The 22,988-nt window shown below is 54.0% G+C and carries 26 protein-coding genes; 6 read left to right on the forward strand and 20 right to left on the reverse strand.

What is annotated here, in order from left to right; all coding sequences use genetic code 11:
* The first annotated feature begins 91 nt into the window (after positions 1-91).
* Both HMPREF1207_RS02245 and HMPREF1207_RS02250 read left to right on the forward strand, forming a co-directional pair.
* Entirely contained in the window at positions 92-904 is an 813-nt protein-coding gene (locus tag HMPREF1207_RS02245) for a DUF6492 family protein (RefSeq protein WP_009672738.1), read from the forward strand.
* A 59-nt stretch (positions 905-963) separates the two neighbouring features.
* Entirely contained in the window at positions 964-2,364 is a 1,401-nt protein-coding gene (locus HMPREF1207_RS02250; RefSeq protein ID WP_009672726.1) for a sugar phosphate nucleotidyltransferase, read from the forward strand.
* A 320-nt stretch (positions 2,365-2,684) separates the two neighbouring features.
* On the opposite strand, the gene HMPREF1207_RS02255 is transcribed toward HMPREF1207_RS02250, so the two are convergent.
* Entirely contained in the window at positions 2,685-3,506 is an 822-nt protein-coding gene (locus HMPREF1207_RS02255; protein WP_009672872.1) for an alpha/beta fold hydrolase, read from the reverse strand.
* A 129-nt stretch (positions 3,507-3,635) separates the two neighbouring features.
* Between HMPREF1207_RS02255 and HMPREF1207_RS02260 the strand changes: the two genes are divergently transcribed.
* Entirely contained in the window at positions 3,636-4,577 is a 942-nt protein-coding gene (locus HMPREF1207_RS02260) for a helix-turn-helix transcriptional regulator (protein WP_009672850.1), read from the forward strand.
* Between the two features lie 141 nt (positions 4,578-4,718).
* Here HMPREF1207_RS02260 and HMPREF1207_RS02265 read toward each other — a convergent pair whose 3' ends face one another.
* The 3 genes from HMPREF1207_RS02265 to HMPREF1207_RS02275 all read right to left on the reverse strand — a co-directional run bounded on the left by HMPREF1207_RS02265 (position 4,719) and on the right by HMPREF1207_RS02275 (position 6,967).
* Positions 4,719-4,940 carry a hypothetical protein gene (locus HMPREF1207_RS02265; protein ID WP_009672673.1) on the reverse strand — a complete coding sequence of 74 codons (222 nt, stop codon included), beginning with the start codon at positions 4,938-4,940 and terminating at the stop codon, positions 4,719-4,721.
* Between the two features lie 17 nt (positions 4,941-4,957).
* Complete coding sequence (locus HMPREF1207_RS02270; RefSeq protein ID WP_016423420.1) at positions 4,958-6,475, reverse strand: xylulokinase; 1,518 nt, start codon at positions 6,473-6,475, stop codon at positions 4,958-4,960.
* Positions 6,476-6,610: 135 nt separating this feature from the next.
* The gene (locus tag HMPREF1207_RS02275; RefSeq protein ID WP_009672894.1) at positions 6,611-6,967 is read right to left on the reverse strand and encodes a GIY-YIG nuclease family protein; all 357 of its coding nucleotides are present in this window, start codon (positions 6,965-6,967) and stop codon (positions 6,611-6,613) included.
* Between the two features lie 238 nt (positions 6,968-7,205).
* Between HMPREF1207_RS02275 and HMPREF1207_RS02280 the strand changes: the two genes are divergently transcribed.
* Positions 7,206-8,852: a GGDEF domain-containing protein gene (locus HMPREF1207_RS02280; RefSeq protein ID WP_009672783.1), complete on the forward strand. Its 1,647-nt coding sequence runs from the start codon at positions 7,206-7,208 to the stop codon at positions 8,850-8,852.
* A 60-nt stretch (positions 8,853-8,912) separates the two neighbouring features.
* Here the strand turns inward: HMPREF1207_RS02280 and HMPREF1207_RS30510 are convergent, their stop codons facing one another.
* The 3 genes from HMPREF1207_RS30510 to HMPREF1207_RS02295 form a co-directional block, all read right to left on the reverse strand.
* Positions 8,913-9,491 carry a M15 family metallopeptidase gene (locus tag HMPREF1207_RS30510; protein WP_050803007.1) on the reverse strand — a complete coding sequence of 193 codons (579 nt, stop codon included), beginning with the start codon at positions 9,489-9,491 and terminating at the stop codon, positions 8,913-8,915.
* A gap of 38 nt (positions 9,492-9,529) precedes the next feature.
* Positions 9,530-11,149 carry a glycosyl hydrolase family 18 protein gene (locus tag HMPREF1207_RS02290; RefSeq protein WP_009672841.1) on the reverse strand — a complete coding sequence of 540 codons (1,620 nt, stop codon included), beginning with the start codon at positions 11,147-11,149 and terminating at the stop codon, positions 9,530-9,532.
* Positions 11,150-11,273: 124 nt separating this feature from the next.
* Positions 11,274-12,176, reverse strand: a complete 903-nt coding sequence (locus tag HMPREF1207_RS02295) for a hypothetical protein (RefSeq protein WP_009672757.1) — start codon at positions 12,174-12,176, stop codon at positions 11,274-11,276.
* A 201-nt stretch (positions 12,177-12,377) separates the two neighbouring features.
* On the opposite strand from HMPREF1207_RS02295, the gene HMPREF1207_RS02300 reads away from it, so the two are divergent.
* Positions 12,378-12,593: a hypothetical protein gene (locus HMPREF1207_RS02300; RefSeq protein WP_009672844.1), complete on the forward strand. Its 216-nt coding sequence runs from the start codon at positions 12,378-12,380 to the stop codon at positions 12,591-12,593.
* Between the two features lie 46 nt (positions 12,594-12,639).
* Here HMPREF1207_RS02300 and HMPREF1207_RS02305 read toward each other — a convergent pair whose 3' ends face one another.
* Positions 12,640-13,107, reverse strand: a complete 468-nt coding sequence (locus HMPREF1207_RS02305) for a hypothetical protein (RefSeq protein ID WP_231391998.1) — start codon at positions 13,105-13,107, stop codon at positions 12,640-12,642.
* Positions 13,108-13,371: 264 nt separating this feature from the next.
* The gene (locus tag HMPREF1207_RS02310; protein ID WP_009672700.1) at positions 13,372-13,593 is read right to left on the reverse strand and encodes a hypothetical protein; all 222 of its coding nucleotides are present in this window, start codon (positions 13,591-13,593) and stop codon (positions 13,372-13,374) included.
* 136 nt (positions 13,594-13,729) lie between these two features.
* On the opposite strand from HMPREF1207_RS02310, the gene HMPREF1207_RS02315 reads away from it, so the two are divergent.
* Positions 13,730-14,470, forward strand: a complete 741-nt coding sequence (locus tag HMPREF1207_RS02315; protein ID WP_009672759.1) for a YwaF family protein — start codon at positions 13,730-13,732, stop codon at positions 14,468-14,470.
* A 186-nt stretch (positions 14,471-14,656) separates the two neighbouring features.
* Here the strand turns inward: HMPREF1207_RS02315 and HMPREF1207_RS02320 are convergent, their stop codons facing one another.
* The 11 genes from HMPREF1207_RS02320 to HMPREF1207_RS02370 form a co-directional block, all read right to left on the reverse strand.
* Positions 14,657-15,130 (reverse strand): hypothetical protein, encoded by a 474-nt coding sequence (locus HMPREF1207_RS02320; protein WP_231391999.1) that lies wholly within the window; start codon positions 15,128-15,130, stop codon positions 14,657-14,659.
* Between the two features lie 175 nt (positions 15,131-15,305).
* Positions 15,306-15,818, reverse strand: a complete 513-nt coding sequence (locus tag HMPREF1207_RS02325; RefSeq protein ID WP_009672792.1) for an acyl-CoA thioesterase — start codon at positions 15,816-15,818, stop codon at positions 15,306-15,308.
* Positions 15,819-16,084: 266 nt separating this feature from the next.
* On the reverse strand, positions 16,085-16,771 hold the full coding sequence (locus HMPREF1207_RS02330; RefSeq protein ID WP_016423422.1) for a response regulator: 687 nt from the start codon (positions 16,769-16,771) through the stop codon (positions 16,085-16,087).
* A gap of 126 nt (positions 16,772-16,897) precedes the next feature.
* Positions 16,898-17,578: a Na-translocating system protein MpsC family protein gene (locus tag HMPREF1207_RS02335; RefSeq protein ID WP_009672878.1), complete on the reverse strand. Its 681-nt coding sequence runs from the start codon at positions 17,576-17,578 to the stop codon at positions 16,898-16,900.
* Positions 17,579-17,799: 221 nt separating this feature from the next.
* A complete protein-coding gene (locus tag HMPREF1207_RS02340) occupies positions 17,800-18,681 on the reverse strand; it encodes a carbohydrate ABC transporter permease (RefSeq protein ID WP_009672851.1) in 882 nt (293 codons plus the stop codon).
* Positions 18,682-18,689: 8 nt separating this feature from the next.
* Entirely contained in the window at positions 18,690-19,538 is an 849-nt protein-coding gene (locus HMPREF1207_RS02345; RefSeq protein WP_009672867.1) for a carbohydrate ABC transporter permease, read from the reverse strand.
* 113 nt (positions 19,539-19,651) lie between these two features.
* Positions 19,652-20,947 (reverse strand): ABC transporter substrate-binding protein, encoded by a 1,296-nt coding sequence (locus HMPREF1207_RS02350; protein WP_016423424.1) that lies wholly within the window; start codon positions 20,945-20,947, stop codon positions 19,652-19,654.
* A 268-nt stretch (positions 20,948-21,215) separates the two neighbouring features.
* Positions 21,216-21,554, reverse strand: a complete 339-nt coding sequence (locus HMPREF1207_RS02355) for a hypothetical protein (protein WP_009672859.1) — start codon at positions 21,552-21,554, stop codon at positions 21,216-21,218.
* A gap of 109 nt (positions 21,555-21,663) precedes the next feature.
* Positions 21,664-21,984, reverse strand: coding sequence for a thioredoxin family protein (locus HMPREF1207_RS02360; protein WP_009672849.1), 321 nt, complete (start codon positions 21,982-21,984; stop codon positions 21,664-21,666).
* Positions 21,981-22,352 (reverse strand): MerR family transcriptional regulator, encoded by a 372-nt coding sequence (locus tag HMPREF1207_RS02365; protein WP_009672672.1) that lies wholly within the window; start codon positions 22,350-22,352, stop codon positions 21,981-21,983. The genes HMPREF1207_RS02360 and HMPREF1207_RS02365 overlap by 4 nt, the downstream gene beginning before the upstream one ends.
* Before the next feature lie 177 nt (positions 22,353-22,529).
* Positions 22,530-22,859, reverse strand: a complete 330-nt coding sequence (locus tag HMPREF1207_RS02370; RefSeq protein WP_009672668.1) for an ArsR/SmtB family transcription factor — start codon at positions 22,857-22,859, stop codon at positions 22,530-22,532.
* Between the last annotated feature and the right edge of the window lie 129 nt (positions 22,860-22,988).

Here is a 22,988-nt window from a genome sequence, read left to right on the forward strand (position 1 = left end):
AAGTAGACAGGGACACAAACGGGTTGGCCCCCCCTCGCATATCTTATTGCATGTCTTTCGATAGATTTTGATAAATGGAGATGAAGCGAGAATGAGCGAAGCTTCCGGAAGCGGCAGAACCCCCATTGATGTTCTGATCCCGGCTATCGACAAAGATTTGGAAACTCTTCCTTTCGTCATTGACGGACTCCGCCGGCATGTCAAACATCCGATCGGCAGCATCTATATCGTTTCGCCCGACAGTCCCCGGATCAAGAAACTTTGCAAGGTTAAAAAATGCAAGTTTGTGCATGAAAATTCCGTTCTTCCCCTGACGAAAAAAGACATCCGTTACCGTTCCAAACGATGGGACCGCTCAGGCTGGCTGTACCAGCAGCTGCTGAAACTAAACGGCGATAAAATTTGCGGCAACCGCTATTTTCTCGTCACTGACGCGGATACCGTGCTTATTCGCCCTCACCGGTTTCTGGAAAAAGGCAAGCAGGTGTTCTTTACCCGGAACTGGAGCCACCAGGAATATTTCCGCATTCATGCCAAACTCCTGGGACAGAAAGCCACTTCCCGCCCTTCCTATGTCAACCACTATATGCTCTACGACAAAGTCAAGCTGTCCCGCCTGAAAAAGGCGATCTCGGCCCGTCACAAAATGCCGTGGTACAGGGCTATTCTCAACAACCTGAACACGACCAAGCAGTTCGGTTTTTCCGAGTTCGAAACGTACGGCAACTTCGTTCATGCCAGGTATCCGGGCACTTCCCTGTTAAAACCCGCCCGCAACAAGGAATTCAAAAAAAGCATCCGGTTCGTCCCTCACAGCGAAAGGGAGAAATGGGCCGGCAAATTCCGGTCGCTCTCGTTCCATAAACGGGGAGGCTACTATTTCAAAGCCAAAAAAGCCAAATAGCAGCCGGTCGGCCGGCGAATTTTTCTTGACCAGCACTTTTCAGACAAGGAGGAAGGGTCGTGAAAATCATTTTGCTGTCGGGGGGATCCGGCAAGAGGCTTTGGCCGCTGTCCAACGAAATCCGGTCCAAAACGTTCTTGAAGCTGTTACCGGCGCCTGACGGCGGCAGAGAGTCTATGCTTCAGCGCGTGTGCAGACAGCTCGATGCCGCCGGGCTGCTCAGTTCGACATCTATCGTTACCCACTTCAGCCAGCTTGAAATCGTCCGAAGCCAGGTCGGCGAAAAAATTCCGGTTTTGGCGGAGCCGCACAAAAGAGGGACGTTCACGGCGATCGGTCTCGCCAGCCGGTACCTGCACACCCAAGGCATAAGCCCCGACGAGATCGTCTGTTTTATGCCTGCCGATCCGTTCGTGGACGCCGCTTTCTTCGAGAAGGTCGCCTCCCTCCCCTCTGTGCTCGCACAGTCCGGCGCCCGCATGGCTCTGATCGGCACGAAGCCGTCCTTCCCGTCCACCCAGTACGGGTACATCGTACCGGTGCCTGCGCAGAACCGGGAGGCAGTACCGTATCTTTCCGTCGCGGAATTCGCGGAAAAACCGGACGAACAGGGCGCTTCGGCGCTCTTGTCCCGGGGAGCTCTCTGGAACAGCGGCGTGTTTGCTTTTGCGAATTCATTCATGCTGGAGGTTCTGGCATCGCGCGGTTTGCCGGACGATTACGGGCAGCTGCTCGGCTTGTACGACAAACTGCCGGAACTGAGTTTTGACGAGGAAGTCGTCGAGAAGACGAAGCCGATCGTTGTCCTCCCGTACGAAGGCAGATGGGACGACTTGGGGAGCTGGCAGGCGCTTGCTCCGCATTTGGAAAGCCGGGCCGTCGGCCCCGGCGAAGTATCCGACGATTCGGCGAATACGCACATCGTCAACGAGCTTTCCTCCCCTGTACATGTCATCGACGTGTCCGGGATTATCGTAGCGGCAAGTCCCGACGGAATTCTCGTAGCCAGCAAAACAGGCAGCAGCCGGATCAAGCAAATCAATCCGGGTAAAGGCAGAGCTCCCATGTACGAGGAGTACAGGTGGGGTACCGTCACTACGCTCGGCAGTACGGACAACGCCGCAACGGAGGTCGTCATTCGCCGGGTTACCGTGCTGCCCGGCAGATCTTTTCCCTACCGGGCCCACGGCAGCGCGAAAAAAAGCTGGACGCTGCTGTCCGGTTCCGGCCAAATGATAATGGACGGGCATTTAGCCGTCGTCAAAGCCGGGGACGTCTTTTATCTGAAACCGGGCACAGGACATGCGCTGCTCGCGGATTCCTCCGGTCCGGTCGAGCTGATCGAGATCGAATTCGGTCCTGAGGGCGAAAAGCCCGCGTCCGCCGCACCTTCTCTATCTTGGGAAGAAGCGCTGCTGCTGTGCGGGGACGGCCGGGAACCCGATCCCGGGAAGGGATGAGGCCATCTTGAGATGGCCTTTTTTTTATTCCGCGCTGACAGCAACTGATGTGGGACACAAGTGGCCGGCCTTTAGATCGTGAAAAAAGGAAGAAAGGCATGCCGTTCGCCTTCTTCCTTTTCTATTTCCTTCTATAATCGTTCTCTTGCATACTGTGGGTGACCGCTGTCATAAGACACCGCACACCGCCGGGTAGTTTTCTTGCTTTTGTGTTTCACCGCTTGCCGTCCTTTCCCGCTTCTCAACCGGAGGCGATTAGCTTTGCCTTTCCCCTTTTAGCCATTCACTCCCACATTCTCGTTCTCATTCTCGTTCTTGCTTTAGCCCAGTCCGTCGAGAAATTTTTTTACAACGGCATAATACCCGTCAGGATCGTCGGAATGAACTCCGTGGCCGCAATCTTCAAACATTTCGAGGAAAGTATTCGGCCGCCGGGACTGCATCCATTTCGCCTGTTCGGCGTTCATGACAAAGCTTTTTTTGCCGTGAATGAGCAGGATAGGACATGTCGACGACATCCAGTCTTCCCACCACTGCCCGTTGCTGTTTTCCTGGGAAGACTTCATTCCCTTTAAATCGGTCCGGAATCCCCAGCCTTTCTCATCCTCAAACACGCTTTCGGAAAAATAATCGATCGCTTTAAGTCCCAGCCGTGCCAGCGAATCCCTCAGATCTTGCAAGGTCGGAGAACGCTCGGGAAGTTTCTCGGCAAAGGAAAGGTCGGCGTCAATTTCCGCCCCGATATCTTCTACGATCACGGCCCGGACATATTCGGGATGACGCGCCGCGAACTGATACGCATTGATGCCACCGAGCGAGTGGCCCAGGATGACAACGGGCTGACCGCCCAGCTCCTGACGGACCAGATTCAGGATATCGGTGACGTAACTCTCTCTGGAATAATCCGTGTCGGCCGGATGCCCGCTCCAGCCGTGTCCCCGCTGGTCGAGACCGATGACCCTCCAGTCTTTTTGCAGCCGGGAGGCCAGGTCCGTAAACGTTCCAGCATCGTTCATATGTCCGTGCAGCAGCAGAAGTACCGGTTTATCGGCACCGCCGTAATCCACGTAAGAAAGCTCGTTGGCTCCGGATCTGAAATAGCTGCGTTTTGCGGATGAATGATCCTTGCTTTGCTCCATCATCTAATCTCCTCTTTCTCGTCAAATTTTTGCTTCCTGGACTTCCTTTCGGGAATCTCTCCTGGACTTTGTACTCAGTATAACGCATAATAGTGACAACTCTTGTCATAATTAAAAAAATGGAGCCTATACATGTCCAAATCAAAAAGACTCATGGAACTGATGATGACGGTGAACCGGAAGCGTAAGTTTACGGTGGGAGAGCTCGCGAGGGAATTCGGCGTTTCGCAGAGAACGATTTTGCGGGATTTGCAGGAGCTGGGCGAATTAGGGGTCCCTCTCTATTCGGAGGTCGGTCCGCACGGCGGGTATCAAGTACTGAGGGAGAGACTGCTGCCTCCTATCGCCTTCACCGAAGAAGAAGCCGTGTCTATCTTTTTCGCCGTTCACGCCCTCCGGCACTATTCCTCCCTCCCGTTTGAAACGGAGTCTTCCTCCGCCTTGAAAAAATTTTACGCGTACATGCCCGAGGATGTCCGGGAGCGGATCGATCAGATGAAGAACCGGGTGGATTTTATCACACCGGCGCGGAAGGCTGTCTCTCCTTATTTATCCACTCTGCTCGATGCGGCCGTTCAGCAGAAAGTGCTGCTCATCCGGTATCAATCCCGGGAAAAAAGTTCCGACCGCGAAATCCAGCCGATCGGCATTTTTACGAGAAACGGCCTCTGGTATTGCTCCGCCTACTGTTACCGGTCGGAAGGGATGCGTGTGTTCCGGTGCGACCGCATTCATTCGGCTATCCCTTCGGCAGCGGAAGCGCTGGACCTCCGCCATATTCATCTTGAAAACAAGGCATCCGCGGGACGCAAGGAGCGGAACGAGGTCCGTGTATTTGCGGAATTGACCCTTGAAGGGGTCGAGGCGTGCGAGGCGGAGCCGTGGCCGGAACCGAAGCTTGCCATGCGTGAAGATGGCACCGGCTGGCTTCAAGGAACCATTTCCAGGGAGGATCTTCCCTATTTCGCGAGATTTTTTATCGGCTTGGGCGGTGAAGCAACCGTGAAAGATTCGCCTGAGCTTCTGGCGGAAATAAAAGCCATGCTTGCCGAACTGCTCGGCAAATACAGCTGAGATCCGGACGCTATCGTCCGACTCGCAGACGCATGGTCGCAGACGCATGGTCGCTGACGTCTGGCTCGCAGACGCAAATAAACCGGGTCGTAAACTTCACGATCCGGTTTATTTGGCGTTTTTATCGCTGAGCGCGAACGGCTATCCCTTCAAGCCCGGGAAACGCTTTTCCGCCGCCGCGACTATGTCCGCATACACGTCCCTAAGCTCGCGTATCGTCAGCAGCTCGGGAGCGGCTGCGATTTCTTCCGCGGTATGGTTGGCCAGCACGCTGTTCAACCCGTCCAAATTAAATTTCAGTTCTTGATGAGACTGGCTCAATTTCTCCAGAACCACCCCGATTAGCGTCTGATAGTGCTCCATGTCAATCTCCCATCTTGTTAAGCTTCCGTCGCCGCCTGCCGGAAAACCGGAGCAAGCGCCGGATACAATTCCAGATAGCGTGCATATTTGGACTCGTAATGCGCCTTTTTCTCCACATCCGGACTAAACGTTTCGCATTTCCGTCTATTTTTAATTTTCTCGCATAACCGGTCATAGCTGCTTTCCCAGCCCAAGCCGGGAAATCCGAGCGCCGCGGCACCCAGGCACGGCAAAAACTGCGATTCCGAGGCTACGGATACTTCCGTCCCGAACACATCGGCCAGGATCCGGCACCACTGGCGGCTTCTCGCTCCTCCCCCGATTAAGGTCAGAGAAGCAGCCCCTTCGGGCGCCCCGCGCAGCTCCATGACCTGCTTCATCGCGAAAGCGACGCCTTCCAGCACGGCGGCCGCCATATCGGCTTTCGTCGTGGAAGGACGCAGACCGATGAAGCAGCCTGACGCTCCCTCATCCTGAACGGGGCATCTCTCCCCGTTCAGATAGGGCAGGAACAGGATCTTGTTCCTGCCCCGGTCGGATGCTTCCACGAGGCGTTCGGCCGCCTCGTATATCCCGCGGCCGTCCGTCCCGGCCGCTTCCGGTCCGAACACTTCGGCGGCCCATTGATGGGCATTGCCGGCGTTCGTCAGCGGAGCGACATTGATGTAGCGGCCGGGCTCCGCGTAAGCGAGGTTGAACAGGCCCGCCGCCGGGTCAGCCACCCCGCCGGATACGCCGGCTATCCATCCGGTCGTTCCGATGTAGGCGTACACCTCGCCGGGCTCGTAGACACCGGCTCCGAGCGTAGCGGCTCCCGCGTCGCCGATGCCGCACAGAACGGGCGTGCCCTCGGCCAGGCCCGTAAGCCGGCTGCCTTCCGCGTGCACCCGTCCGGCCGTCTCCCCGGAAGGGAGAATGTCCGGCAGCTTGCCGGCGGGAAGCCCCATCCGCGCGAGCCAGTCCTCCCTCCACTCCCGCCGCCTGATATCCATGCACCCTGTGGTCGCCGCGGAGGTCGGGTCCGTAACGAAGACCCCGGTCAGGCGCGCGATGACGTAATCCTTCGAAGAAATCAGATAGCGGCTTGTACGGGCGCAGTTGTCCGCTTCATGCGTTTTCAGCCAGAGCAGCTTAGGGAACGTCAGCGTTCCGTCCATCCGGTTGGCCGCGCTTCGGAAAATTTCTTCTTCCCCGATTTCATCGCGGATCATCCGGGCTTCCGCTCCCGCGCGGCTGTCTGAGTATAGGATGGCCGGACGGACAGCGTGTCCCTGCCCGTTCACCGGGATACAGTCCTGCATTTGCCCGCTGAGTGCGACGAGGCCGATTTGCCCGGCGCCGATTCCGTCCCGGAACCACTCACTCACAATCGTGCCTACCGCTTTAAACCATTGCTCGGGCTCCTGCTCGATGAAGGGCGGCTCCTGGCGGCAGGTCAGGGAAACATTCTGCTCGTGAAACAATTCCCCGTCCCTGTTGACGAGAATTCCTTTTACATGGGTCGTGCCGATATCAAAGGAGGCTATGTATGTCATGATTCCGATTCCCCCGGCTCCTGAAATCTTTTCACCCATTATACCAATATCGGGACTCCGCCTACAAAGAAAAAAGAGGCGTGCCTGCCCTTCCGGACGGCATCCTCTCTTAACTTCGGCAGTTGGGCCGCTTGTTCACGCTCTAGGCGGCTTGTTGTACCCATTGTCGCCGTATGGCTGAAGACGGTCCAGCCACTTCCGCTCCATCTTTTTCAACGCGTCCTTTAAGTCGAAATAGCCGTTTTTTTTCTTCTCGACGATTTCCAGGATTTCGAAGACAAACTTCTCTTCACCCAGCTCCGTCCAATCTTTCTGAAGCTCCTTGTTCAGATGGGAGCCTATGTTGAGTTCAAAAGTCCGCCCGTTTATATTTTTGAAATTGGGGGAACTTTCCACAAAAATTTTGTCGTTCGTCGTATTGCGGATTTGATACACCCCTGCTTCCGTCTCCATCTCTTTAAACTGCCGAATCAGCTCTGCCCTTCTGTCCATCGCTCTCTCCTCTTTCATTTTACTAAACAATATATATTTTCGTTTGTATTATATTAGATATTGTAAACCACTGTTTGATTGCAAGTCAATGAGCAATTCTTCTGATTTTGCACATCCCCTTATCCCCGTCCGCCTCCTCTAAACAAGCTGTCCGAAGATGTCGATATAAATAAGGTTGTTCCCGATTGCAATTTTGGGGTCAGGGAACCGGATTTACATGAACAAGGAGACCGCTTGAATGTCGCTCAGTTTACGCACTACGTTTGCCCTCGTATCCGCCTTGGTCATCTGTCTTCTGACAGTAGTGCTGAGTACGGTAATCGGCAAAAAAACGACCCATCAGGTCGAAGAATCCATCGGCGTCTCGCTCTCCCAGGTCGCTTATCAAATGGCGGACAAGCTGGACCATTTTATGTGGTCCCGCGCCGGTGAAATCGACGTCCTGAGCGAACTGCTTTCTGACCGGGAAGCCTCCGGTGACGCCAAAGAGCTTCGCAATTTGCTCGAACAATTGAAAAAAAGCTTTCCCTCCTACACCTGGGTCGCTTTTATCGATCCCGAAGGAAAAGTGACCGCTTCGACGGACGGCATTTTGACGGGAACCAACATCGCCTCCCGTCCCGTTTTTACCGAAGGGAAGAAAGGGCGGTTTATCGGGGACGTCCACGAAGCCGTCCTGCTCGCCAAACTTCTGCCCAATCCGTCGGGCGAACCGCTTCAGTTCGTCGACATCAGCACCCCGGTCTACAACAAGCAGGGTCAGCTTACCGGTGTACTCGCCGCCCATCTCAGCTGGGAGTGGTCCCGGGAAGTCGAAGCCACGCTTCTGCAGCCGCTTAAAGACAAAATGAAACAGCTCGAAGTGCTCATTGTGAGTAAAAAAGAAAATACGGTCCTTCTCGGACCGAAAGAAACCCTGTATCGTCCGCTGGATACGGTCAGCATCCGTCAGGCTCAAGCAGGAGGCAACGGCTGGCTGACAGAGACGTATCCAGGCGGGCGCACCTATTTGAGCGGCTACGCGTACGGAGACGGCTACCTGGACTATCCCGGGCTGGGCTGGTCCGTTCTCGTGAGGGAGCCCGCAGACGTCGCATTTACGTCCGTTAGCGAACTGAAAACGTACATAACCGCAGCCGGTATTATCCTGTCCCTCGTATTTGCGGCGCTTGCCGCATTTCTCGCCGGCTGGGTCGTCCGTCCGCTGCAAAAAATTACCCGGTCCGCGGACCGGCTCCGGAAAGGCGAGCCTGCCGCATTCCCCGCTTTCACGTTTATCCGGGAGATCCGCATCTTATCGGATTCCCTGCGCAACCTCGTCGACAACTTGACGAAGACCGAGAATGCTCTGGACCAGATGTCCGATCTCGCTCTTCACGACAAGCTGACGGGACTGCCGAACCGGATTGCCTTGGACGCTTATCTGGAGCAGGCGATGCGGCAGGCGAAAGAGAACGGGACGACACTGACCTTTCTTTATCTGGATCTGGACGGGTTCAAAAAAGTAAACGATTCGCTGGGACATCTATTCGGAGACAAGCTTCTCCAGCAGACCGCCCTCAGGCTCACACAAGGAATGAGTACGGACAGCATCCTTACACGGGTGGGCGGAGACGAGTTTGTCATCGTCCTTCCGACGGGCGCTTCCGCTCCCGATCCCGCCGCCATCCGTCTGGCGGGGAGCATTCTGGAGAGAATGAACGAGCCGTTTCTCGTGGACGATCAAGCGTTAAGAATCGGCTGCAGTATAGGCGCAGCGGTATGGCCGCTTCATCATGAGGATCCGATCGAAACGATGCGTCTAGCCGACCAGGCTCTGTATATGTCCAAGCGCAGCGGGAAAAACTGCATGACGTTCAGCCCCGATTCCCGGGAGAACGCGTAACTGCATACCAAAAAGGCGGTTTTCCGGGGTGTCGTCCCCGTGAAACCGCCTTTTTACCCGTTAAGGACCCGAACGGGCCGTCTTCGTGCCGCGCTGAAGCTCGGCGATGCTTAAACCGTAGCTGAGCTGCAGATGGGGATAGTCGGGGAAATTGGTCCAATCCCCGCCCCATTCGAAACCGAGCTCCTTGGCAATCGCGACGACCTGCGACCAGTCTTTGCGGCCGTCGCCGTTCAAGTCGGCGTTCATGTCCCAAATGATTTTGCCGGATTTCGTTTTCAGGGCAAAGTCGATTGCCAGGCCGTAGTTGTGATAAGACTCGCCCGCCTTGGCATGCGTCACAATTTTTCCTTCGCTTGTCCGCCCCTGGCTGTACAGCTTGTCCTGTTCTTCCATGCTGCGGAAATCGTCCGTAATGACGACTTGAATGCCGATAGCCGCCGTTTTGGCCAGCAGCTCGTCCATTTTCCGGACGACTCCCGGGTCCAGTCCGGTCAGCAACCGGGCGCTGTCCAGTCCGAGCTTCTCCAGATTTTTCTCGCCCGTTTTGGTCATCACGAGCTGAATCAGCATGATCGCGGACAATACGGCGGCCAGAACGGCGAATGCGGCTCTGAACAGCCGCTTTTTCGCGGACATTCCCGGCTTCTGTCTATTTTTCAAAACTCCGGCATTTCTCACTTCACTGCGTCGATCCGCTGCCAATCGCTATCCGTAAACTGGCCCATATACCAGAGGGAAACCCCTTTTAAGCCGTAATAGCGCGCCAGCCAGATTTTGCGGTCCAGACTGTCGGAATCCTCGTAAAACAATTCGTGCGCGCCTCCATCCGTGTACCGGATATGCCCGAGCAGATAAGGAACGGATAAGGTCGATTGGACTCCGGGTTTCTTCAGACGCTCTTCCACGGCCGAACTCGCCGGCGAGGCGTAGGTCGTCGTTCCGCCCTGATCGATAAACTGGTCCGTTTTCTTGCTGATGCCGAGAACCAGCTTCTCCACTGGGACGCCCGCTTTAATCGTATCCCTCACGGCTTCGGCCACTAGCGGAAGAGGTGCGGACGGGAGCCGGTCCGGCTTGTACAGAAAACCGTACGCCATGAGAATGACCGTATCCGCCGTCTTACCTATGGACGGAAGATCGTAACCTTCGAAATAGTAGGTCGGAGGAACCGCTACGGTGAGCGTTTTGCCTTTCGCCGCTTCCTTGACCTCGCTCAGGAAGGCGGCAAACTCCGCTTTCTTATCCGCTCCGTACAAATCCTCAAAGTCGATGGAAACCCCGGTGAACCCGTACTTCGGATCGGAAAGAGTTTCCGCAATCGCTGCCGTAAACGCCTTACGTGCTGCTGCATCCCCCAGAAACTCTTCCACGCCGTGCGATTTGTTGGCAAAAATCATCAGATCTTTGGAAACGTGACTGGAGCTTGCGGCAGCCGTCACTTCTTCCCAGCCGTCCGGCCGGTTGAACTTGAACGGGTCGCCTGCCGAACCGAGCTTCGCGGAGCCGGCGCCTTCGTAATTCAGGTGCCACCAGCCGAGGGCAACGCGGTCCAGGAGAGGCATTTTGCCGAGGCTGTTGTACGACTGCACGGCATAAAACCCCGTCACCTCCAGCGGCTTGTTCCCGGCTTCCTTATGCAGCAGCCGGTTGATGACCGCAGCCGCTTCCTGGCGGCTGAGCTGCTTGTCCGGCTCAAGGCCGTTCTCGCTGCCTTCCAGCATTCCGCGGTTCACCGCGTAATAGACGTAAGGCTTCAGCGCCTCGTCGACTCCCGCCGCGTCCGCGAACGCCCGACTGCTCTGTTCCCGCTTCCAGCCGCTCTCCAGCCAGCTTGCGCGCTCCGCTTCGCTCAGCTTGTCCAGCAGCAGGCTTCCCATCGCGTAGGCCACCTCTTCCCTGCGGATCGGTGCTGCCGGATGGAAGGCTCCGCCGCTGTCCACCATCGCTTTGATCCAGCCGCGCTGAAGAGCGGCGCCGATCATCGGATAGGACCAGCGCTCCCGGCCGACGTCCGTAAGGGTGACGGGATGATCCGCGTCATACCCGGTTTTCGCCGCCGTGACGAGCAGCTTGATAAATTCTTCGCGGGACATGGCCGCAAGCGGGTGAAACCCGCCGTCCTGATAGCCGTCCAGCGCCTGCACGGCCGCTAGCGTATAAATATGTTCGGCGGACCAGGCGCTCTCCGGCACGTCCCCGAACGGTTTCAATCTCGATTCATAGGCGTTCGCCGTGGCCGAACCTGTCAGCATACAGCCTAAGACGGCTGCCGCCATCCATTTTTTATTCTTCATTATGTGCCCTCCCCCATGTTTACTTTGTATTGGACGCAGAAAATGACGAAAAGTTACGGTCTCCGTTCCCGAACGGCACATGAAAAAAGCCATCCTCCCGGATGGCCGTCCCTAAAACCTTTCCTTAAAACACTTCGCTCGTAAGCCGCTGCTTCAAAATAGACGCGAGCTCCTCCGCCGTCTCCCAGACGAAAGGCCGGATTTTCTCGGAAGGAGATGCGGTCGTCTCATCCCCGATCCGTCTGGACGTCCAGATGACAGGGATATTGCGCCCGAGCGCGTATCCGCCCGCCAGAAACACTTCCGGCCCTTGGGCGCCCAAGTCCGCGATGAGGAGCTTGCTGTCCGCGATCATTCGGAGGCTGTAGTCCGCTTCCTTTTCCCTGGCGGTTCTCTCCGACGTGCGCGGCTCGTAGCCGCACTGCTCAATGACGGGCAGCACTTTCTCCGTCCACTGGAGACGGGTCTCCCCGTCTTCGGGAAGCAGGACGAAGCACGGTTTAAGCCGCTTGCCGCCCAGGCTTTCTTCGGCCGTTTTCCAGCCTTGCGCCGTCAGTTTGAAGCTGGAGCCCATGCGTTCGAGCAGCCGTTCTTCTTTTAACTTCTCGATGATATAGATCAGCTCTTGAAGGTTGGGCGAATACGTCAAGTTGTAACTCTTCGGGAGCTGCTGCAGCACGACGGCTTCGTCCGGACCTTCGCTGTGCCTGTGAAAAAATTGCAGAAGCCGGATGCCTTTGTCTTCTATCGTAACCGGGACACGGGGCGAGTTCCGGATTCCTTCCAGATCGTCAATGGTAAGGCGAACCGTCTCCCCGCAGTCCGTAAGCTCCCGGATGTAGGCGGATATGACGGGAAACATGAGATGTTTGGTCTGATAAGACAAAACACTGTAAGGGTCGTAGCTGTCCCGGTGAAGTCCGTAGGAGCCATCCGGCGAGCAATAGCATCCCGTATATAAATCGTACCCGTCCTCACGGCCGATCGGCACGATTTGATCGCAGAATAAACACCGTTTTTTTTCCATCCTTCCAATCCCCCTTCTCCTTTACCTTTCGTACCGCGTTGAAGATATGGGGGTGGCGGGCGGCAACTTCCAGCAATCTACCAGCGCCCGGCGGTACCCTTTTACCGGTAAAGACCTGACTCCTTCCGGCATGTATGGTAACATAGAACGGGTAAAGGACCTATAACCAAGAACGTGCTTAAAGATCAAGGAGAGCTGCCCATGTCCCAGAACCGCCGTTTAACGACCGACCAGGATTTTAAAGAAGCCATGGACCGCCAATCGCCGGTCCGCGTGTTCAAAAACGATCATATTATCGATACGGGAGCCGTCATTACCCGCTTCGACGATTCCATGGTTGTGGTGCAGACCCGGGTCAGCGAACTGACTTATCACGACCGTCTCGGCTGCGAGTTTTTCGAAATGAGAAAAAGATAAAGACATAAAACAAGACTGTCTCCCGGGGGGGAGACAGTCTTTATCGTTAACCAACCGCAACCAGCATGGCGGGTTCTTGGACGGCCGGTTTCCAGGACGCTTTCTCATCCAGCACACATGCGAATGCCGGACCGCAGTTTGTCGGAATGACCCATACCGTGTGATCGTGGATGACCGAGCGCGGCAGGTGATAACCGGTCAAGCCTGCTTGAATCACGGACGCGTAATCTTCCGGGCTGCCTGCTCTCAGCTTCAGCCTGATCGTGCCGTACACTTTGAAACGGCCTCCTTCGCGGATATCCTCCACTCGCGTCCACTCGACCGCATCAACGGACTCCATCCGGAATTCGGCTTTCTCTCCCTGCTCGTTGACCATCTGAACGGGGCTAAGATCAATGCTCTCCCTGCTTAAGATGAAAGCAGCCGTTTCGGCAGCCTGCGATTTATTGGCTGCGGACACGACTAAAGACAGTGAAGCCTGGAACAAAATCACGGGTTCTTCTCTTCTCTCCATAAACAATTAATCTTCTCCTTCTGTGCATGTCAATTAGCGTTTGCCTGTCATAGACGACCTACTCTTTGAAAACACTCTACAAGATACCTATGACGGAACCCGCTTGGATATGTGCGATTACGCGCATGAATGTGATTATAGATCTTGTCGGCCGAGATGTTTGTCAAACCCTCGGCGATTATTTTCCAATTTTTTGTTGGAAAATGGAAAAAGACAAGTCGGAAATTTTCAGTGCCCGGAGCTGCCCGCCCCGTCTCTCTCAATCTATCGGTTTTGATCCGGAAACTCCGGATTTCTCTGCGGGCTGATCTCCGGAGGAACCGTCGGCTTGATTTCCGGCGGAGCTGCCGGCGGTGTTTCGGGTACCGTTCGCGGAGCCACTTCCGGCACATCGTTCGGTTTGATTTCCGGCGGTGTCTTGGGTGTTATCTCAGGAGTCTCATTGGAAAAATCGGCCTTGCGGGCTTCTTCATTCTTGCTCATCATCTAATGAACACCTCCTCTCTCCTTACTTAACCAATCCCGGATAGTTTGAAAGAGCGATTTAACAAAAAAACCTTCGGTACACAGGAAAATATGTTAATATTATGAAAAAAACAAGTTTTTTGAGGGGGCTTGAGATATGGAGCGCTTTTTCGGCGCAAACGAAGCGGAGGGCTTTACCGCTTTTTCGGGAGCGCACTGGGCGGCTTTAACGGTTTTTGCGGCCCTCGTTCTTGCGCTCTATGGTTCGAGGAATTGGTTCACTCAGGGGAATCGGGCTCTGCGGGGACGAATCGCCATCGCCGTCATTTTGGTGTTGTGCGAAACGGGTCTGAACGTGTGGTATGCGGCGGAGGGAATCTACGACGTCCGGTACACCCTTCCGCTTGAACTTTGCAGCATTTCCCTTTATCTCAGTGTGTTTATGCTGCTTTTCAAAAGCAGGCTCCTGTTTCAGGTGGTTTATTTCACCGGAATCGGCGGGGCGCTTATGGCGCTTGCTACGCCGGTACTCTGGTACGATTTCCCGCATTTCCGTTTTTTTGAATTTTTCGCCGCTCATATCGCTATTATTCTTGGGGTTCTTTATCTGATCTGGGTAGAGGGCTTCCGCCCGACCTTCAAATCCGTGTTCCTGGCCATGGGTTACCTCAATGTGCTGCTGCTTGGAGTCGGGACCGTTAACCTCCTGACCGGGGGCAACTATATGTTCTTGGCACGCAAGCCCGAAACGGCTTCCCTGATCGACTATCTCGGCCCGTATCCGTGGTACCTACTGTCTCTGGAAGCCGCGGCTTTCGCCATTTTCCTGCTCATGTACGTTCCGTTCTCTCTTGGCTCCGCCCGGCCTAAAGATCCCCGGCTGCCGCACGTCCGGTAGTTGTCCGACCGCCAGCTTTCCACTGCCGCTTTCGTATCCGCACAACAAAAAAACCGCAGGTTCCGTTCCGGATGGAACGGGTCTGCGGGTTCGAAAACCGGAAGCTTCCGGTTTTTTTATTTGTAGGAAACCAACAAAGCTTAGCGTGCCTCCACGCTCTTTTAAACGCGCGTAAGGCGGGTTTCATTAAGCTCCGATCGGCTGGAGTTCAAGCTCCAGTTCGTCAATCGCTTCGTGATAAGCCTGCAGCGACTCCCTGACGATCTCGTCGAGCATGGGACCGCTCGTTTCCGGCAGCAGCGCGCGGGCGTAAGCCCAGGCGTTTTCTTCGATGCGCAGCGCAATCCGACTGCGCTCCAGCTCGCTGTCCGACGCGTCCATCAGGGACGCCAGGCGGTCCAGATCCGCGTCCTCGGCATGACCGATTTCGTGGGCAAGGACGATGTCGACATACGCCTCCAGCAGGTCGTGCGATCCGTACAGCTGCATGCACTGCGCTTTGATTTCTTCTATATATAAGGTGATGAGATGACGGCCCATATTGTACTTTCCGCCGGCCATCCGTCCTCCGGGAAAATGCGACTCCAGCGTGACTTGAACCTGACTGTTCGATTCGTGCAAAAGCCGTGCGACACGATCTTCAATCAACCGATTTTCCAATCGATCCTTCAATCCCTTCCTCGATAGTCTTCGTTAGTCTTACCCGCTATTATATCGAATCCCGGAAAGGAAATAAACCATTTCTTTACCCGCTTTCAGTCCGGCTGAAACAAAAAAGGACTTCGGTTAATTGACGCCGAAGTCTTTTTGCTGGAGCTTCCAGCCTGCCTTGCGCTTATTCCCATGGATATTTGGTCAAGAGGAAGTCTGCAAACGTTTTGCTGGCTTCTCTTCTGACCTTACGGATTTCCGCGCGGTGTTCGGCGGTCTCGTAAAGCTTGTTCTCTTCTTCAGTTTCGGGGATGACTCTCGGAACCGGAACCGCCTTGTTGTCGTCGTCCAGGCCGACAAAGGTTAGAAAAGCGGTCGCCGCGATTTTTCTTACGCCGGTCACCAGGTCTTCCGTAATGACTTTGACGAACACCTCCATGGACGTTCTGCCTGTCCAGGTGACGAAAGACTCGAGGGAGACCGAATCGGAAGGACGGATCGGGTATAGAAAATCGACGGAGTCCGTGGATGCCGTAACAGCCGTTACCCGGCAGAGTTTGGACGCCGAGATGGAGGCAATATCGTCGATATAAGACATCAGCTTACCGCCGAACATCGTATTGTGGTTGTTTACATCGGGAGGGAATACCCGGGCTACTTTCATACATCTTGTTTCTTTGACAAATTTGCTTTCCATTATGCAGACGCTTCTTTCGTAGTTAGAATTTGGTAAAAGGTTCTATTCCGCGGGGATAACCCTGAATTTTGACGGACTCCCAGTGTAACAATTTCCGTAACGGTTTGTCAAAGCACCTTTTAAGTTTTTCCGCTAACCTCCCGTTTCATCCAGCAATCTCCTTTAAATGATGCAAATATAAAGTAAATGAAGCGGCCCAGGCAGCCCATGGGCACCTAAACACAAAAAGAAGCTGATTTTCGCCAACCGAAAACCAGCTTCTTTTCTTATTTTTTGTACCCTTTGATATAACCGATCCATTTCGTCAGCACGTCCTCGATTTCCGCGATCCGGAAAGGCTTGCTGACATAATCCTGCATCCCGCTCGCCAGGCACTTCACCCGGTCTTCTTTGCGGGCGTAAGCCGTCACGGCCACGATTACGGGACTGGTGTCACCGGGAGCCGCCTCGCGGATTCTTCTTGCCGCCTCAAGGCCGTCCATGTTGGGCATCGCGATATCCATAAAGATAAGATCGTATGCTTTACGCGCAAAAGCTTCGACCGCCTCGGCCCCGTCCTCCGCGATGTCGGGTTCGAACCCGCGTTTTCTCAGAATGGTCTGCAGGAGCTTCCGGTTCATCGGATTGTCCTCCGCGATTAGGATGGACAAGTCCTCCCCATCCCCGGAATATCTCTTCGAAGGAGCCGAAGGCAGCAGAGACAGAGCCGGGTAAGCCGGTCCCGGCGAATCCGAGAAGCGGAATAACAGATAGGCGCCGGTCAGATCCAGCTCCTTCGAAACGGCTATTTTCTCCGGAAGCCTGATTTTTCGTTCCGACGTGTACGTATATCCCCGCGGTGTAGGCTTTTCGGGCCTGGGTCCGGAGGAACTTCCGTCCGCTCCCCCGGACGGACAGCCGCCCTCTGCCTGATTATACGGCATTTGCTTTCTAATTCCATGTACGTGTATCAAGAGTTCCGGATTCCTCCTTTTGACGATTTGATTCACTAAAAAGCAAGAGCCAAGAAACGCGCTTCCGCGCGATCTTGGCTCATGACCAGCGTATGTAAGATATCTGGGCATTCAGTCCGTATGATTTTATTTAAATGTATAGACAAGAACGCTTCTGTCCCTCTCGAAATCCCAGTCCAGATACAAACCGGTCACCGTTCTTCCAATCGCTTGTTCCATATCTACATCATGCAGTAAGAGCTTCTTTTCGAGGGAAGTTTTGGCGACCCTAAGGGCATTCTCGTACCCCGTATTAATCAGCTCTTTTTCCAGCATGATGAGCAAGCCTTCCCTGACGATAATGAGCGTTCTCGGATTCGTCCAGAACGAGTATATACGGTCGGGAATTTTTTGTACGTGTGCCGTTACATCGCTCACCTGCTGATGAACTTTCTCGTATCCGGCGTATTTCTCCTGTATATCCGCATCGAGGGATTTATTCGTCAGGCCGATCATGATGCCCGAGTGGTCTTCCAAATCCCAGTCATAATAGATTTCCTCAATCGCAATACCTACGGTCTGAGTAATGAATTCCTTCAAGTCCGGCAGCAGCACATCCATGACCATTTGGCGGGTTTCGCGGACGGCTTCGCCTTTCTGCTTATCCAGCAGAATCATTTCCACTGCACTCACGAAATTTCGGAAATGTAGAGTAATGCCGTATTCATTATACGAGATAAAAATGGACTCAGGTCCTTTGCCAAAACGTTCCCTGAGCATCTTTCCCGTCTGGCTTGATAATTGGCTCAGTGCAGTCTTCTTCTCCAAAAGTAACCTTCCTTTAAACCGTTGGCGTCTACGTCCAAGGATCCTAAATTTGTCTGCCCAAAAATCAATGGCGTTCATGTCCAGTGATCCAATAGAAATTATAATACAATTTGCGCGTTTTATAAAGGAATTCTTATCCTGCCCGGTTCCGGACTTTTTATGAAAAAAAGAAAAAGCCGCCCGGCTTGGACGGCGGCTCCACATTCCGTTCATTAAAGCGCTTACCCTTTTACCGCGCCCGATTGGACGCCTTTTATAAAATAGCTCTGGAAGCTGATAAATACGGCCAGAATGGGCAGTAAAGCAATGACCGAACCTGCCGCGATCAGCCTGGTATTCGTGACGAACGTGCCTTTGAGCTTGTAAAGACCAAGTGTGAGCGGATAAAGGCGGTCGTCCTCAATGACGAGATACGGCCACAAAAAATTGTTCCACGAGCCGATAAAGCTGAGAATGGCAAGCGTGGCCAACATCGGCCTTACCATCGGCATCATGATCAGCAGGAAGATCCGGATCACGCCCGCCCCGTCGATAACGGCCGATTCTTCGATTTCTTTGGGGATGCCGAGGAACCCTTGTCTCATCAGAAAAATGCCGAAGGCGGAGACGGCGGCTGGCAGGATGACGCCTGTATACGAACCGAGAAGATGCAGCTTGTTCAGAATCAGATAGACGGGAATCATGGTCACCTCGCCCGGAATCATCATCGTCGCGATAATGATCAGGAAGACGGCTCCCTTCCCTCTGAAAGTCATCCTTGCCAAAGGAAATGCCGCCATGGAGCAAAATACGACCGGAAGCAGCACCCCGAAGAAAGCGAGTACGGTGCTGTTCCATACGTACAAGGGCAGCGGCAGAGAATTCCACACCGTCGCGTAGTTTTCCAGCGTAAACAGCTCGGGTATAAAGCGGGGCGGCATCGAGTAGATGGTCTCGTTCTGCCCTTTTAAAGAAGTGGACAGCGTCCACAGAAAAGGAAGAATCATGACGACCGCAATCAGAGTCAGGCACACGTAAGAAATAAGGCGCCGGACTCCCGAGCGTCTCTTCCGCCTTGTCCGCCGGCCCGGGGCGTACGTCACAGCTGCCGGTTTTAACCGCATCGCGTCCCTCACTCTCCTTCCATCGAACGCTTGTTAACGAGCGTTAACAGCAGAATGACGATAAACAGCACAAACGAGATGGCGCTGGCGTAGCCCATATCGAGCTGCTTGAAAGCTTCGTCGAACACCCTATACACAACGGTCGTCGAAGCCCCGATGGGACCTCCCTCGGTCATGGTCAGCATGAGCGTAAACTCTTTGAAGGCGCCCATGGTGGAGACGACCGAGACGAAGAAAATAACCGGCTTCAGCATCGGAAACGTGATGCGGACATGCTTGCTCCAGAACCCGGCGCCGTCCAGCTCCGCCGCTTCGTACAAATCTTCCGGCACGGCCTGCAGTCCGGCCAGATAAAACAGCATGTAATAGCCGAGACCCTGCCAGACGGTGACGATCGCGAGACTCGGCATCACGAAATATTTACTCGTCAGCCACTTCACCGGCTCCGCTCCGAACAGGCTCAGCATGTAATTGAAAATGCCTTCGCTCTGAAACATCCAGCCCCACAAGAAGGCCGTGACGACAACCGATACAAGCGCGGGAAAATAGTAAATCAGGCGGAAAACCTTCACGCCGGTCAGGCCCTGATTAACCAGGATGGCAAGAAATACCGGAAGAATAACCAGCGCGGGCGTAACGAGAATCCAATAATAGAACGTATTGAACATCGCCCGCCAAAATTCCGAATCCCTCATCAGGGTCTGGTAGTTGGCCAGTCCCACCCATTCCATCGGTTCGAAGACGTTATAGGACGTAAAACTGAGATAAAGAGCCGCCGCGGAAGGGAAAATACTGAACAGGAGCAGCAGAATCCCGGCCGGCGCCAGGAAAGCCCAGGCGTGAATCGTCTTGTACATCTTGAAGAGACCTCCTAGTCCGTCAGCCACCGGGCTGTACACGTGTACAACCCGGTGACGGGATCTTGTCTTCTTCCGTAAAAAAATCGTGATGTCCGGCTGTGAAATTTCACCTATTTAAGCAGCTTGTTGACGGCCGCTTCCGCATCCGCCAGCGCTTTGGCCGGATCTTTATCCTCCAGCAGCACTTTCTGGAACTCGTCGTTGATGGCTTTGTTGATTTTCGAAATATTCTCGACCGGCGGGAACATGTTTTCTGAAATTTCCAGCTGTTTGGCCGCGTAATACAAGCCTTTCTCGGCGGGATCCGCTGAATCTTTCCCCTTCGTGAAGAACGGATCTTCCGCCGCTTTCTTAACGGAGGGCAGAATGGCGACGATTTGGGCGAACTTCAGCTGGTTCTCGCCGTTGGTCAGGAACTTGGCGAAATCGGCGGCTTCTTTTTTATGTTTGCTTTTGGCGGAAACGGCGATATTCATGATGGCCACGTTCACCTTGCCGCTGGACCCGACCAGAGCGCCCGCCGAATCCGATTTGGCGTACACCTGCGGGGACAAATCCTTCACCTGCCGGAACAGCTGCGGCCCCGTTCCCCAGAACGCGATTTTTTCCTGGGCGTACCACTCCTGGGGCTTTGCCTGGTTCAGCAAAATTTCATCGGGGATAAGCCCCTCTTTATAGCGCTCCTTGAATTTCTTGAAAATTTCAAGCGACTTTTCGTTGTTAAAAGCCGCTTTCTTGTAATCGTCGCTGACGAGCTTGATCCCGTTCTGAGGCAGATATAAGTGGATGTCTTTCAAGGTGTTCCCGTAGGCGCCCGTTTTTTCTTTGATCGCCTTGGACATTTCCCACGATTCTTCTTCCGTCTTCGGCGGAGCGTCAAAGCCCGCTTTTTTAAGAAGTTCCTTGTTATAAAGCTGGACGCTGTTCGACAAATACCAGGGCAGAGCGTACGAGACTCCCTGAAACTCGCCGGCCGACCATACGCCTTCGAAGTAGTCCTTTTTCACGTCCGCAGCGAGTTCATCCATATTGGCAACCGCACCGAGAGCGGCCAGCTTTTTCAAATAATCCGTGTTCAGGTTCAGCACGTCGGCCAAGGAGCCGGACGCTGCGGATGTAAGCGTTTTCTGTTCTATGGCCTCAAAAGGAATGTCCTGCCATTTCACCGTAACGCCGGGGTTTTTACTTTCAAAATCTTGGATGACACCATTCAAGTAATCGTCGAATGTCGGGCTTAACGCAATCGTCCAGAACGTAATTTCCTTCTTATCTCCCTTACTTGACTGTTCTGCGGAAGCGCCCGGCGATGCGGACGTACCCGGATCCGTTCCGGATTTCGAGCAGGCTGCCGTGAACAGCAGCAGTACGGCGACAACCAATGGAAGCCATCTTATAGATCTTTTCAACAAAAACCCTCCCCGGAGTATAATCGGATAATTTTACCTCAACATTCTTTAAAATACGGAATATCATTCCAGATTTAAAAGAAATCGCTTACAAATTGATTGGAAATATTCCCTGCCCTCTTCAAATGCTTAAAAAACGTTCTTCTTTTAATAGACGCAGCGCAGCGCCCATTTATACATCTTTATTCGGTCCATAAGGCCACGGGCAAAAAAAACAGCCCCCTAAAGGGGGCTGCCGATCGTCCGCATTCGCTTGGCATGCGGCTGCTTACTGGAGAGTCAGCGAATAAACGGCGCGTTCCGTTCTCAGAACGACGCTGTCTTCTCTTAAATCCGCCACGGAGAGGCCTTCGAGCGGGATAACAAAGGTTCCTTGAGGAAGAGCTTCTTCGCTGCCGTTATTAAGGACCGTTCCTTCCCCGTAAAGAAGTAAAGCGCTGCCGTTCGTATAGTCGTCCGGAGCATCGGGCTGATACTCCCGGTATTCAAACTGACTCAATTGAAGATCGACCCGGTCGATATCTTCCTGTTCTTCTTTGGCGATCCGGATTGCCTTGTTCGTGTTGGCATTTAACCAGTCCGTGACGGGCTGGAGCTCGTTAGCCATGGGTAACCCTCCTTCTCGTAATGAGGCTCTCTCTTCTTTTACCCCGATTCTGTATAAGTTGAACGAAATCTTTCGTTTTCATTCTCCGGACCGCCGAAGCAGGGAGCCGTCAGCCGATATAACGGGATAAAACCGATTGGTATACGGATTTGGGCCGCAGGCCGACAAGCTTCTCCACCGGCTCGCCCCGATGCAGGACAAGCACGGTAGGCATCGACATGACGCCGAAAGCCGAAGCCGCTTCCGGTGAATCGTCGCAATCGACTTTCAGCATATTCACTTTGCCGGCATACTCGTTACTCAGTTCTTCCAGAATAGGAAGAAGCGTTTTGCAAGGCGGGCACCACACTGCGGTAAAATCGATAACGGTCACGCCTCCATCGGAAATATGGTCCAGGTACGTTGCATCGTTGACGGTTGTCAGGCTCATTGAACTTTCTCCTCCTTGGTTTTATCGTTTAAAATATAATCGATTCTTTCTTCCAGATTCGATTTGATGCTCTGCAGTACCCCGATCTGCTCTTCGATTTCCGAAAGCTTTTGCTTGTAAACCGGAAGCACTTCGGAACAGAAGGCTTCATTGTTCATCAGCACGCAGTGAAGAAATCCCGAAATTTGCTCGGTATTGAGGCCGAGCCCGAGGTACAGTTGGATCGTCCGCACCTGTTCTACGGCAAATGAAGCATATTCCCGGTATCCGTTGTCCCCGCGGACCGGCGAAAGCAGCCCCTGTTCCTCATAGTAGCGGAGGGAACGGATACTGACTCCGGTACGGGCGGAAAGTTCTCCGATTTTCATTCCGGCAAACTCCTTTCTGCCTTTATTCGTTCCTGAGGCTATTATAAACCCTCACATGGATGTCAGTGTCAACAGTAAAAAAAGCCCGGAATTTATTCCGGGCCGTGCCATTGCGGGACGAAGCGTGACGAATCGTTACCCCCGCCGTTACTTGCGAAGGCAAGACTTTTGAAGGGCTCAGCCGCAGCGCCCGTTTCCGTCCGTTTTCTCTTCTATTTCAGCGATTTTGTGACTCAGCGAAGGGACTTGACGGAGCAGTTCCAGCGTCCGGTCCTTCTGATCAGCCGCCAGCGAATAGTAGATCCACTGTCCCTTTCTCGTCTCGCTCACCAGTCCCGCATCCTTCATCTTCCGCAAATGCTGCGAAATACTCGGCTGGGACATTCCCGTCACGTCCACCAGATCGCAGACGCAGAGCTCCCGTTCCCGCAGAAGGGCAAGAATCGTCAGCCGGGTTTTGTCTCCCATGAGCTTAAACGTATCGGCCAAGCTTTGCAGTTGTTCCACCCTTTAAGCTCCTTTACGAATGTGTATATGCTTACATAATTATATAATGAATCCTCTTGAGGAGCAACAGCGGTCCTGCCCCCTTGAAGCAGAGCATACGGCCCGGCAAAAACAAAGCAGCCTGCCGGA

The sequence above is a fragment of the Paenibacillus sp. HGH0039 genome (assembly GCF_000411255.1).
In the GTDB taxonomy this organism is placed as follows: Bacteria; Bacillota; Bacilli; order Paenibacillales; family NBRC-103111; genus Paenibacillus_F.